The organism is Rhodanobacter sp. UC4443_H10 (assembly GCF_052978325.1).
This window is the reverse complement of record NZ_CM129668.1, coordinates 3,206,535-3,219,075: the sequence shown is the minus strand read 5'-3', so window position 1 is coordinate 3,219,075 and position 12,541 is coordinate 3,206,535. Positions and strand designations below refer to the sequence as shown.

The following is a 12,541-nucleotide window of genomic DNA, read 5'->3' as shown; positions in this document are numbered from 1 at the left end:
TCGCAGAGGTTGCGCCCGATGCCACCTGCGTCGTTCGCCGATCGCCGTACGCGAGGCCTGGCGGCAGATGGACGTCCAGCCGTCCACTTGCGCGCGTCGGCGCAACAGGCATAGGCTGCAGGCGCGACAGCACGATCCCCCGGCGCGAGCCGCGTGGCTGCCGCTCCCGCCATGCAGCCAGGAGGTCGTCATGTCTTCCATCAGCCTGCCGCTTGCCCAAGCCCGCCCGGAACCCGCCCGCATCGCCGCGCTCAGTGCGGCCATCGCACTGAACCTTGCCGTGATCCTGATCGCCGCACGGCCGCTGCCGGTGTCGCTGCCGACCCTGCCCCGACTCGTCCCGCCGCCGGCGCTGGTGCGCCTGATATCGCCGTCCCCGCAGCCGCCGGCACCGCCGCCGGTGGAACTCAAGCCGCTGCCCCAGGCGCTGCCCACGCCGCAGGTGATGCCGCATCCGGTGGTGGCCCGTGTACCGTCGATGCCGGTCGCCGACGGCCAGCTCGCCGCGCCCGTGCAAGACGCGGCGCCGGCTGCGGCAACGGACAGCGGCACCCCGGCACCCGTCGCCGCGGTCGAAGCCAGCCTCGCCTACCTGGCCCACCCCATCACTTACCCGGCGCATGCCTTGCGCGGGCATCTGGAGGGTACGGTGGTGCTGCGCGTCCTGGTGGACGAGACCGGCAAGCCGCTCGAAGTCGGCGTGCTGCGCAGCAGCGGCCACGCGGAACTCGACCGCAGCGCCCGCGAGCAGGTCCTGGCGCACTGGCGCTTCCAGCCGGCCATCGTCAACGGGCACGCGACGCGCGCCTGGGCCAGCGTGCCGGTCACGTTCACCCTGCGCGGCTGACCGCGGCGGCCGGACCCGCCCGCCCGGTACGCACCGATCACGCTGGGCGCAGCCGCGCAGCGGCGGAGTCGAAGATCGTCTGTGGCGAGGGCTCCGACTTCGCCGCTGCGCGGCCACGCTCAGCCGGATTGGCCGGCAGGACGGCGGGGAAGCCCGGGAGCCACCTGTCGCCCCGGCCGGCTTACGCCACTTTAACCGGGCGCATGATCCACTGGCGCCCCTTTATCCTGCTGGGAGGCCCGCATGGGCAGACCACGGCGAACCTTGAAGCTGTTGCGCGAGATCGCGCTGGAGCACGCAAGCGTGGCGCACCCGGACCTGGCTTCGATGGCACGCGAGCTGGGGCAGCTGGTGCACCGCGACAACGCGGCGATCGCTGCGCGGCTGGCGCGCCTGCCGCGGCGCGGGCAAGGCCTCGGTCGCTGGCAGCTGGCGCAGCGCAACCAGCCGCCGGTCAGCATGCTGGTGATGGCGTGGCCGGCAAACCATTGCACGCCGGTGCACGATCATGCCGGCCTGTGGGGGCTGGAGCTGGCCCTGGTCGGTGCGCTGGAAGTGCAGTCGTGGCGCCGCGACCCGGGCTCGGGCACCTTGCGCGCGCTGGGCCGCGACTGGCTCGGCCCCGGCGACGGCATCTGGTTCGAGGGCGACCCCAATCACGTGCACCGCTGCCGCAATCTGTCCCAGCACGAGACCGCGCTCACCCTGCACGTCTACGGCGGCGAACTGAACCACTATCAGGCGTACGAGCAGACCGCACCCGCCGGGCCGTTGACCGCGCGGGCCACCGACTGCGCCGTGGCCGGGCACTGGCCGGCCTGACCGACGCCACGCCAGGGGAACAGGAAAACCGCATGTTTCGACGGGTCGCCATCATCGGCGGCGGCGCCGCGGCCGCCAGCCTGCTCAGTGAGCTGCTGGAGCGCGAGCCGCCGCAGCCGCTGCAACTGGACTGGTTCACCGGCGCCGGCGAATCGGTGCGCGGCGTGGCCTACGGCACCGGCTCGGAGCGCCACCTGCTGAACGTGCGCGCCGCGTCGATGGGCATGTTCGCCGGCAAGCCGCAGGGCTTCCTGGATTTCGTGCAGCGCGACGACCCGGCGATCGGCGGCACCGATTTCCTGCCGCGCCGGCGCTACGGCGACTACCTGGAGGCCGAGGTGGCCCGCGCACTGCAGCAGGGCATGGCGCGCGGCCATCATCACGTCAACGTGGTGCCGTTCGAGGTCGATGCGCTGGTGCCCGAACGCGACGGCGTCACCGTGATCCACGGCGAACGCAGCCATCGCGCCGATGCCGCCGTGCTGGCGCTGGGTGCACTGCCGCCGCAGCCGCTGAAGGGCGTGAGCGCGGCCGCGCTGGACAGCGGTCGCTACATCGTCGACCCGTGGCCCTGGCTGGCGCAGCTCGACGCGGTGCCGCCACCGCGTACCGTGGCGGTGATCGGCCTGGGGCTCACCGCGGTCGACGTGTTGCTGGAACTCTCCGCGCGCTGGCCACACACCGCCTTCGTCGCCACCTCGCGCCATGGCCTGCTGCCCGAGGCGCACCTGGCCCATGCCGGCACGCCTGCCGGCGACAGCGCCGAGCTGGTGGATGCCATGCGCGACGGACCGGAGATCCGCCGCTGGATGCACCTGTTGCGGGAAGCGATCGCGCCGCATGGCATCGAGTGGCGCACTGTCGTCGACAGTCTGCGCCCACACCTGCCGGACCTGTGGGGCGAGCTGCCGCCCGAGCAGCGCGCGCGCTTCATGCGGCATGCCCGCTGGGCGTGGGAACGTGCGCGCCACCGCATGCCGCCGCAGGTGCACGAGGCCATCGTCGCGCTCGAACAGCAAGGTCGCCTGCAGCGCCGACGCGGCCGCCTGCAGGCCGCTGAGCCGAGCGGTCAGGGCCTGCAGTTGCAGTTCCGGCACGCCGGGCACAGCGAGGTACAGCACGCCGACCTGGCGATCCAGACCACCGGGCTGGCCACCGACGTGCGGCACAGCCGTCATCGACTGGTGCGCCAGTTGCTCACCAATGCCCACGTCACCGGCGATCCGCTCGGCCTCGGCCTGGTGGCCAGCCGCGATGGCCGCCTGCATCATGACGGCCAGCCGTGGCCGCACCTGTTCGCCATCGGCAGCCTGCTGCGCGGCACCTTGTGGGAATCCACCGCGATGCCGGAAATCCGCCAGCAGGCCCGCAACCTGGCCGACCAGATCCTGGCCGGCTGAACCGGCGCGGCCGTCACCATGACTGCCAGCGTCCTCACCGCCTGCATCGTCGCACTGCATCTGCTCGGCGCGCTGTCGGCCTTGCACGCGATCCGCCACGCGCGCACGCCGCAGGGTGCGATCGGCTGGATGCTGGGCCTGTTGCTGCTGCCGTACGTGACCTTGCTGCCCTATCTCTACCTGGGCTCCAGCCGGTTCTTCGGCTACCACGCCGGCCACGGCGCGCCGACGTCGCAGCCGGTGACGGCGAACACGGAAGCCGCGACCGTCGAGCCGGCCTGCGCACGCTTCGCCGCGATCAGCGCGCTGCAGCGGCGGCCGTTCCGCAGCGGCCATCGCCTGCGCCTGCTGATCGACGGCGAAGGCACCTTCGCGGCGATGCTGGCCGCGATGGCAACGGCCGAGCATTGTCTGCTGGTGCAGTTTTTCGTGATCCACGACGACGCGCTGGGCCGGCGCCTGCAGCAGGTGCTGCTGCAGCGCGCGGCCGCCGGCGTGCAAGTGTGCGTGCTGTTCGACGGCGTCGGCAGCCATGCGCTGCCGCGCCGCTACGTGCAGGCGCTGCGCGAGGGCGGCGTGGCGATCCACCGCTTCGCCACGCATCGCCTGCGCAACCGCTTCCAGCTCAACTTCCGCAACCATCGCAAGATCGTGGTGGTCGACGGCGCACGCGGCTTCGTCGGCGGCCTCAACGCCGGCGATGAATACCTGGGTCGCAAGCCGCCGCTGTCGCCGTGGCGCGACACCATGCTGGAACTGTGCGGGCCGGCGGTGGCCGACCTGCAACAGGTGTTCGCCGACGACTGGCAATGGATCACCGGGCAACTGCCGCCGCTGCTGGACGCACCGCAGGAAGAAGGCCGCGCCAGCGCGCTGGTGGTCGCGGCCGGGCCCGCCGACCGCCTGGAAACCGGCTCGCTGTTCTTCACCGCGGCGATCCACGCCGCACGCCGGCGACTGTGGCTGAGCACGCCGTACTTCGTGCCCGACCACGCGGTGCGCGCGGCTTTGCAGCTGGCGGTGCTGCGCGGGGTCGATGTGCGCGTGCTGATCCCGTCGCGACCGGATCACCACACCGTGTTCCTCGCCTCCACCCTGCATGCCTACCACGCGGTGCGCGCCGGCATCGGCATGTTCCGCTACCAGCCGGGCTTCCTGCACCAGAAGGCGCTGCTGATCGATGACGATGCCGCCGCGATCGGCAGCCTGAATCTGGACAGCCGCTCGTTCCGACTCAACTTCGAAGTCGGCGCGCTGGTCGTCGACCGGGCGTTCGCCGGCGAAGTCGAAGCGATGCTGCGCACGGACTTCAGCCGTGCCGTGGCGATCGACGAGCGCGAGTATCGCGACGCGTCGTATCTTCGCCGCGTCGCGATGCACGTGGCGCGGCTGTTCGATCCGTTGCTGTAGGAGCGGCTGCAGCGTCGCGCGACCGGAAAAAGAAGCCGGCACATCCTGTGCCGGCTTAGCCTCGGGGAAAGTCTCCGGGCCGGGTGGCCTGTCGCGGCAACCCGCGCTTGACGTGCATTTCGTACCGTGAGTGTCGGGAGCGCCTTTCCATGGGCTCCCGAGGAGTGTCCGACGCGCCGGGCCTGTCGATACCGCCAAGCCATGCTGCCGGCGCCACGCGCCGTCAGAAGTCGTAACTGACGCCAAGGCGCACGTAACGAGGCTGGGACTGGGATACTGCCATGCGGTAGGTGGTGTATTCGCCACCGGTCGCGCCGTAGAACGGGTCGGTCTGCGTGGTTACCCGATTGTTGAGCAAGTTGTAGACCATCACGTTGAAGCCCAGCTTCTTGTCGGCCCACAAGGGTCGGTATTCGGCGCTCAGGCTGACGGTGTACTGCCACGGGTTGTGGCCGGCGTCGCCCGGTCGCGACACCTTGCCGGCACACCAGTGGTAATAGGCGCCGTAGCCAAGTCCCGGGTTGGTCTCGTCCAGGCCGTACATGCCAAGACAACTGCGCGGCGCACCGGAAATGATGGCCAGGTTGCCGGACAACATCCACTCAGGCGTCAGCTGGTAGGAGCCATACGCCTTGATCTGATGGCGACGGCTGTTGGAGAGTTCGCCGTTGGCGTACTCCATGACCTGCGCGTAATCCCAGTCCACCGTGGCGGATACGTCCACCTGACCGATATCCGAACGCACCTGGCCCTCGCTGTTGCCGTAGTTGCGCGAGAACAGGTAGTCGACCTTGCCGAACCACTTGCCGTCAAACGGATGCTCGAGGAACAACTCCAGTCCGTAGTAATGACGCTTGATTCCGGACGAGAAACCGAAATCCGCCGTGGTCATCGGCACCGAGTAGTAGCTGCCGTCGTACTTCTGTACCTTGAGAATATTGGTGCGCCCCGGGTTGAACAGATAGGCGCCGGAAATCAGGTTGGCGTCATAGGTACCGGGGTCGATGCCCATGCGATCCATCTTGGCCGCGATGGCGCCGGAATCGCTGTAATCGTCGATGGCGGTGCGCAGGTTCCGGTAACTAGCCTTGGCACCGTAGACCCAGGTATCACCGAGTTTCTTGTCGAATCCCACGATGAACTCGTCCTGGTACTCCGACTTCAGATTGGTGGCCGTCACCATCTTGGGGTCGTGCGACTGACCATACTCGCGGTTGGCCGAGATCGGTGCCCCCGGGCCACGACTGGTATCAATCGGCGTGAGCCCGGTCGGCTGGCCGTTGGAATCGATGCCGGTGTAGGTGAAATATTCACGCGTGTACAGCGGCGCGCCGGCCTGGCGCATCGCCACGGTAGCGGGCAGCGCGAGGAAATAGCGGCCGGCGTTGCCGTAGACCTTGAAGCTGGAATCGCCATTGACGTCCCAGCTGAAGCCCACGCGCGGCGCCCATTGCGGCTTGGTCAGGCGCAGATAGGCCTGACCGTCCGGGTTGTAGTTAGTGAACTGATCGTTGCGCAGGCCCAGCTTGAACAACCAGCGGTCGCTGACCTGCCAGCTGTCTTCGATGTATTGCGCACGCTGTTCCACGCGTACCGAACCACCGCCGTAGCGGCGGTACTTCGCCACGTAGTAGCCGGTTGCGCCACCCGGGTAGGTACCCGGTGCAGCAACGTACGGATCAGCGCCGGGCACACCGATGATCGGGGTGCCCGCGGCGCCCTTGTTGTACTCCCAGGCATAGCCCGGATCGGCCATCCTGTTGCCGTCGTTGTTGTCCTCGATGGTCTGGTTGTCGATACCAGCCGAAAGGGTATGGCTGCCGAGTCGATAGCTCAGATCGAGACGCAGGTTGGTATTGCGCGATGTATGGGTCGGATCGTCAACCGCGCCCAGAGTCTGCGGGCTGATGATGGTCGTGCCGCCGTTCAGCGCCGGGTTCTGCTTGCTGGCGCTGTAGAGGCGTGCGATGTCCGGGTACAGATTGGTCACCTGGTTGAAGTAGGTACCGTCCATGCGCCCGTACATGGCCGACAAGGTCAGGTCGTCGGTGAGGTAGCTGGTGAACTTTGCGACATAGAGATCCGCGCCGGTCTTGGTGGGGATGGCGCGGTTGGCAAGGGCGCCCGTCTTGCCGGTGTCGTAGTCGTATGCGAGGCGGTCCGCCGAATAGGAGCGCTTGGTGGAAGCACCCGTCAGCTCCAGGATATTGCTGTCGTTGATGTTCCAGTCGAGCTTGGCGTACCACTTGGGGTAATCATTGCGGTACCTGGTGTCATACGGCGAATCGGTGCTGCCGATGCTGTTGCCTTGTCGCCGCTCGGCCTCCACCGAGGCAAACAGGAACAGCTTGTCCTCGATCAGCGGGCCACCGGCGTAGGCACTGGCCACCGTGGTCCACGACTTGTCCTGGGCGTTGCGGTCATACAACTTGCCCTTGTCTGAGCCGCTGACGAAATAGATGTCCTTCTGGTCGCCGCGGGCGAATGCGGGCGTCCACAACACCTGGCCACCGAAGTGCCAGGCGTTGGTGCCTCGCTTGCCGACCTGACTGATCACGCCGCCATCGGAGCGTCCGTAGGCGGCGCCGTAGCCACCACTGAGAATTTCCTGCTGGTCGATCGATCCGTAGGGCAACGCAAAGCCGCCGAAGTTGCTCAAGGGGTCGGTCGTGTTGAATCCATTGATGTAATAGGCGTTCTCGGTGACCGAGGAGCCGCCGAAGGAAATCACCGAGCCGCCGGTAGGGCCGTCAAAATAGCCGCTGCCTTCGACCACGCCCGGTGCGAGCAGCGCAATGGCCTCGGCACTGCGCGCCAACGGCAGCCTGGCCAGTTGCTCGGCGGTGATCACCGTGCGCGAGTCGACGCCGGTAACGTCGATGGCAGGCAGCGAGTTGGCGCTCACGGTGACCACATCGAGATTCTTCACGCCTGGCGCCACGAAGGAAACTTCCGTTCCGCCGCCCACGCGCAGGGTGACGTTCGAACGCGAGTCCACCGTCGCGCCATCCTTCATCAAGGTGACGGTATAGGTGCCCAGCGGCAGGTTGTCGAAGGTGTAGCGGCCCTGCGCGCCGACCGTCACGCTGCGGGTCAGGCCTGCGGCATTGCTCACGGAAACCGTCTCGCCGGACGCCACCGGCGCCTGGCCGAAGATGCTGCCGGTCGTGGCTTGGCCGATCGCACCGGTGGAAACGGCCAGCCCCGCGAACAGGGCCAAGGCCAGGACGTTGCGACGGCACAACGCCGCTCGCGTCACATGCTTGCTCATCAGTAGTTTCTCCAGATCATTCCAATGCCGTGCCCCCGCATTCGTCATGGACGGACGCGCCGGCCCGGCGGCGGTTGCCGTTTCTGGAGCCCTTCGATTCGGCTTATGGCGACTTGCTCCCCCTGTCGCCCTCCCCCCATCCGACCGCTGCCGGACGGGCCCCACCTCGACGCCGTTCATCGCAACGGCGATTGATCGAAAGCGATGGCCGCACCAAGAACCCGGCCTCATGATGTAGACGTCGCGTGGGCACGTCTTGATCGGTTTCGGTCGTCCGCACGCTGAGTTCGGCACAACTGCCAATGCGGCATGCCGCCGCTCGAAACCGGCCGGTGCCGATCTGCCTACGCGCGATCGCCGCCGCGCAGGGCGCGGTACGCGCGCGGGGTCATGCCCACAGTCGCCTTGAACTGTCGCGCGAAAGCGCTCTGGTCGGTGAAGCCGCACGCCAGCCCCACGGTTGCCACACTGTCCTTGCCAGGCAGCATCTGCATCGCCGCTTCGATGCGCAGCTTGGTCATGGCCTGCTGCGGCGTGATCTGGAACACCCGTCGGAAATGCCGCTCGAGCTGGGCCACCGAAACCTGCGCGAGCTCGGCCAGGGTGGCCACGCGCACATTCTCCGCATAGTGGGCCTGCATGTACTCCATCACATGGATGAGGCGTGCGTAGGTCGGGTGCCGCCCGTCAGGCTTGCGCAGATCCCGCGATATGCCGATCACGCCACACACTTCGCCGCGCGAACGGAACGGATACTTGCAGGTGAGGCACCATCCCGGCACGCGATTGGGGAGTATGTGCACCTCCAGCTGGTTCTCGATCGCCTCGCCGGCCAGAACGCGGCTGTCCTGCGATGCATAGGAGACCCCCAGCACGCGCGGAAACAGCTCGGTCACGGCGTGGCCGATCACCTCGTCGCGTCGCTTGAGGCCCAGCCGCCGCACCAAGGTCATGTTGGCGTGCGTATAGCGGCCGAGACGATCTTTCACGAAGAACACCGCATCCGGAAGGACATCGAACAGTGTCTGCAGTTCGCCCGCAGGAATCTTAACGTCCATACGTCGTACTCCCCGAGTCGTGATCGAGAGGTTGTGCGATGACGCTCTGGACAGTAGCAAGCAGTTGTTCGCCGCGCATCAATTGTGCTCAATTCCGCATGGCGTGGCGCTGGACTTGCCTAGACGCTCCGATGGGGTGCCGCGAACATGAGCACATGCACACCATCCACGTCATCGATTCGCACACCGGCGGCGAGCCGACCCGCGTCGTCCTCGGCGGACTGCCCTGCCTGGGCGAGGGCAGCCTGAGCGAACAACGCCAGCGTTTTCGCGACAACCACGACGCGTGGCGACGCGCGGTGACCTGCGAGCCGCGCGGCTCGAGCGCCATGGTGGGCGCCCTGCTGCGCCCCGCGCAAAGCGCCGACGCATGCACCGGCGTGATCTTCTTCAACAACGTCGGCTACCTCGGCATGTGCGGGCACGGCACCATCGGGGTCGTCCGCACGTTGGCGCATCTGGGCCAAATCGCCCCCGGCAGGCACTACCTGGACACTCCCGTGGGCAAGGTCGGGGTGGAGCTGCACGAGGACGGGCGTGTTTCCCTGGACAATGTCAGAAGCCACCGGCACGCGGCCGACTTGCGCATCGACGTGCCGGGCTATGGCACGGTGCGTGGCGATGTCGCCTGGGGCGGCAACTGGTTCTTCATCACCCGCGATACGCCCTTGCCGCTGGAGCTTCGCCATCAACGCGCGCTGGCGGCCTACGCCGAAGCCATCCGCCACACGCTGGAGGCCGCAGCCATCCGCGGCGCAAACGGCGACGAGATCGACCATATCGAGATCAATGCTCCATCCGCCACCCCGGGCGTCGACGCGCGCAACTTCGTGCTCTGCCCCGGCATGGAGTACGACCGTTCGCCCTGCGGCACCGGCACCAGTGCCAAGCTGGCCTGCCTTGCCGCCGACGGCAAGCTGGCGCCCGGGCAACTCTGGCGACAGGAAAGCATCCTCGGGAGCGTGTTCGAAGCGCGCTACACGACGGACGGGCGAGGCGTGCTGCCGCAGATCACCGGGACGGCGCACGTCACAGCGCGGTCGACGCTGCTGATCGACGACAACGACCCGTTTGCCTGGGGCAGCAGTGCGTAATGAGCCACTACGACCTCATCGTTGTCGGCGCCGGCATCGTCGGCGCCAGCTGCGCCGATGAGGCAGCGACGGCCGGTCTTCGTGTCGCCATCGTGGAACCTGGCCCCATCGGCGGCGGTGCCACCGCATGCGGAATGGGCCATCTCGTGGCGATGGACGACGATCCCGCCGAACTCGCGCTGGCGCGATATTCGCTGCGCCGCTGGGAGGATCATGCCGATCTCGCCGAAGCCGAATTCAGCCGCTGCGGCACCTTGTGGGTTGCCCGCAACGAAACCGAAGCCGCAGGCATCGCGCAGCGCGTCGCACGGCTCGAAGCCTCCGGCGGCGAAGCGGAGGCCGTCGACGCGCAGGCACTGTATCGGCTCGAACCGGCACTGGCGCCCGGCCTGTGCGGCGGCATGCTGGCGCCGCGCGAGGCCGTGGTGTATCCGCCGCGGGTGGCGCTGCACCTGGTGCGTCGCGCCCGGCAACGCGGCGCAAGTCTGTATGCCGGCCGCGCCGTGCGCCGGTTGGGCAGGGCCACGGTGACGCTGGACGACGGCACCGTGCTGGCCGGCCCGACCCTGGTCGCCACCGGTTGCGCGCTGCCCGAACTGCTGCCGCAACTGCCGCTGCGCCCGCGCAAGGGGCACCTGCTCATCACCGACCGCTATCCAGGGCTGCTGCATCACCAGGTGCTCGAACTGGGCTACGCCAGCAGCGCGCACGGCACGGCCGGCAGCAGCGTCGCCTTCAACGTGCAGCCGCGTCCAACCGGGCAGATCCTGATCGGCTCCTCGCGCGAATTCGACGTGACCGATCCGGCCGTCTCCGGACCGATGCTGCAGCGCATGCTGCAGCGCGCTTTCGACTTCATGCCGGCCCTGCGCGGGCTGCAGGCGATCCGCGCCTGGACCGGGTTCCGCCCCACCACGCCGGATGGACGTCCCTATCTCGGCGCCGTTCCGGACAGCACCGACCTGTGGGTCGCCGCCGGCCACGAGGGACTGGGCGTCACCACCGCGCTGGGCAGCGCCCGGTTGATGCTCGACCTGTTGCAGGGACGTCCACCGGCCATCGACCCGGCGCCCTACGCGCCGGCGAGAGCGCTCGCATGAGCGCGGCCGGCACCGTGCGGCTCAGCGTGGATGGCGAGCCGGTCGCCGTACCGGCCGGCAGCAGCGTGGCTGCCGCGGTGGCCAGCGTCGCCGCGGCCCGCTTCCGGCGTTCGGTGCGCGGCGAGCCGCGCGCAGCGGTGTGCGGCATGGGCGTGTGCTTCGAATGTCGCGTGCGGATCGACGACACGCCCCATCAGCGCGCGTGCATGACGCCGGCGCGGGAGGGCATGCAGGTGAGCACCGATGACTGAGCGCTACGACGTGCTGGTCGTCGGCGCCGGCCCGGCGGGGCTGGCGGCAGCGCGGGCCGCCGCCAGTCATGGTGCACGGGTCGGCCTGCTCGACGCGCAGGCCCGTCATGGCGGCCAGGTCTGGCGCCACGACGTGCTCCACGGCACGCCACGGCCTGCACGGATAGCCTTCGACCTGCTTGCCCGTACCCGCGGGCACGTGGAATGGCTGCCACAGCATCAGGTGATATCCGCCGACCATCGAACGCTGCTGGTGGAAACGCCGCGCGCAGCGGTTCGACTGTCCTGCGGTTCGATGGTGCTGGCGACCGGCGCGCGCGAACTGCTCTTGCCGTTTCCGGGCTGGACCCTGCCTGGCGTGACGGGTGCCGGAGGCATCCAGGCGCTGGCCAAGCAGGGCTGGCCTGTCCGCGGCAAGCGCGTCGTGGTGGCGGGAAGCGGTCCGCTGCTGCTGGCCGCCGCCGCCACGTTGCGTCGGCATGGCGCTCGCGTGCTCGGCATCTGCGAGCAGGCTCCGGCGGCGGCGGTAGCCGCATTTGCGATGCAGCTGTGGCGCTGGCCGGCGCGCGCGGCGCAGGCCGCGGTTCTGCGCACGCGACTGGCCGGCATTCCCTATCGCTGCGGCTCGTTCGTCCGCATGGCGCATGGCCGCGACGCGCTATGCGGTGTCGACGTCGATGATCCGCACGGTCCATTGCACATCCCCTGCGACTTGCTCGCCGTCGGCTACGGCCTGGTACCCAACGTCGAGCTGGCCAGCATGCTCGGCTGCGCGCTGGATCACACCCGGATCCACCCCTGCGTGCGGGTGGACACCTTGCTGCGCACCAGTACCGCGAATGTGTACGCAGCGGGTGAGTCGTGCGGCATCGCCGGGCTTGCCGCTGCACGCATCGAGGGCAGCATGGCCGGCCATGCCGCGGCTGGATTCCCGGCAGCAGCAACTGCCCTGCTCCCTTCGCGCCAACGCGCACGCCGCTTTGCGGACCTGCTGGCGCAGCACTTCGCGCTCGATGCGCGCACGCGCACGCTGGCCGGCGCCGACACCATCATCTGCCGCTGCGAAGACGTGACGCTCGCGGCGCTGGACGGCTTCACCGACGCTCGCGCCGCCAGGCTCGCCACGCGCTGCGGCATGGGCGCATGCCAGGGCCGCATCTGCGGCACGACATTGGCCGAACTCGACCGTTTCCCGCACGGCGGCACCCGTCCGCCGCTGTTTCCCGCACGGCTGGCCACGCTGGCCACCGGCGATCCGTCTACCCCCTGACTACCAACGAGGCTTTTC

At 68.7% G+C, this 12,541-nt stretch carries 10 protein-coding genes; 8 read left to right on the top strand and 2 right to left on the bottom strand.

Annotated features, from left to right (window positions below):
• Nucleotides 1-190: 190 nt before the first annotated feature.
• The 4 genes from ACVCMB_RS14560 (at nt 191) to cls (ending at nt 4,479) form a co-directional block, all read left to right on the top strand.
• Complete coding sequence (locus ACVCMB_RS14560; protein WP_395116156.1) at nt 191-847, top strand: energy transducer TonB; 657 nt, start codon at nt 191-193, stop codon at nt 845-847.
• A gap of 243 nt (nt 848-1,090) precedes the next feature.
• On the top strand, nt 1,091-1,669 hold the full coding sequence (locus tag ACVCMB_RS14555; protein ID WP_447105491.1) for a cysteine dioxygenase: 579 nt from the start codon (nt 1,091-1,093) through the stop codon (nt 1,667-1,669).
• Between the two features lie 32 nt (nt 1,670-1,701).
• The gene (locus tag ACVCMB_RS14550; protein WP_395116152.1) at nt 1,702-3,069 is read left to right on the top strand and encodes an FAD/NAD(P)-binding protein; all 1,368 of its coding nucleotides are present in this window, start codon (nt 1,702-1,704) and stop codon (nt 3,067-3,069) included.
• 18 nt (nt 3,070-3,087) lie between these two features.
• Nucleotides 3,088-4,479: a cardiolipin synthase gene (gene cls, locus ACVCMB_RS14545; RefSeq protein WP_447105490.1), complete on the top strand. Its 1,392-nt coding sequence runs from the start codon at nt 3,088-3,090 to the stop codon at nt 4,477-4,479.
• A gap of 223 nt (nt 4,480-4,702) precedes the next feature.
• Here the strand turns inward: cls and ACVCMB_RS14540 are convergent, their stop codons facing one another.
• The gene (locus ACVCMB_RS14540) at nt 4,703-7,750 is read right to left on the bottom strand and encodes a TonB-dependent receptor (protein ID WP_447105489.1); all 3,048 of its coding nucleotides are present in this window, start codon (nt 7,748-7,750) and stop codon (nt 4,703-4,705) included.
• 344 nt (nt 7,751-8,094) lie between these two features.
• The gene (locus ACVCMB_RS14535) at nt 8,095-8,808 is read right to left on the bottom strand and encodes a helix-turn-helix domain-containing protein (protein ID WP_447105488.1); all 714 of its coding nucleotides are present in this window, start codon (nt 8,806-8,808) and stop codon (nt 8,095-8,097) included.
• 155 nt (nt 8,809-8,963) lie between these two features.
• Here ACVCMB_RS14535 and ACVCMB_RS14530 point away from each other — a divergent pair, with 155 nt between their 5' ends.
• Genes ACVCMB_RS14530 through ACVCMB_RS14515 form a run of 4 tightly spaced genes read left to right on the top strand, consistent with a single transcriptional unit; the run spans nt 8,964 to nt 12,523 of the window.
• Entirely contained in the window at nt 8,964-9,902 is a 939-nt protein-coding gene (locus tag ACVCMB_RS14530) for a proline racemase family protein (protein ID WP_447105487.1), read from the top strand.
• Nucleotides 9,902-11,002, top strand: a complete 1,101-nt coding sequence (locus ACVCMB_RS14525; protein ID WP_447105486.1) for an NAD(P)/FAD-dependent oxidoreductase — start codon at nt 9,902-9,904, stop codon at nt 11,000-11,002. The genes ACVCMB_RS14530 and ACVCMB_RS14525 overlap by 1 nt, the downstream gene beginning before the upstream one ends.
• Nucleotides 10,999-11,253 carry a (2Fe-2S)-binding protein gene (locus ACVCMB_RS14520; protein ID WP_395116142.1) on the top strand — a complete coding sequence of 85 codons (255 nt, stop codon included), beginning with the start codon at nt 10,999-11,001 and terminating at the stop codon, nt 11,251-11,253. The genes ACVCMB_RS14525 and ACVCMB_RS14520 overlap by 4 nt, the downstream gene beginning before the upstream one ends.
• Entirely contained in the window at nt 11,246-12,523 is a 1,278-nt protein-coding gene (locus ACVCMB_RS14515) for an FAD-dependent oxidoreductase (protein ID WP_447105485.1), read from the top strand. Before ACVCMB_RS14520 ends, ACVCMB_RS14515 begins: the two co-directional genes overlap by 8 nt.
• The last annotated feature ends 18 nt before the right edge of the window (nt 12,524-12,541 follow it).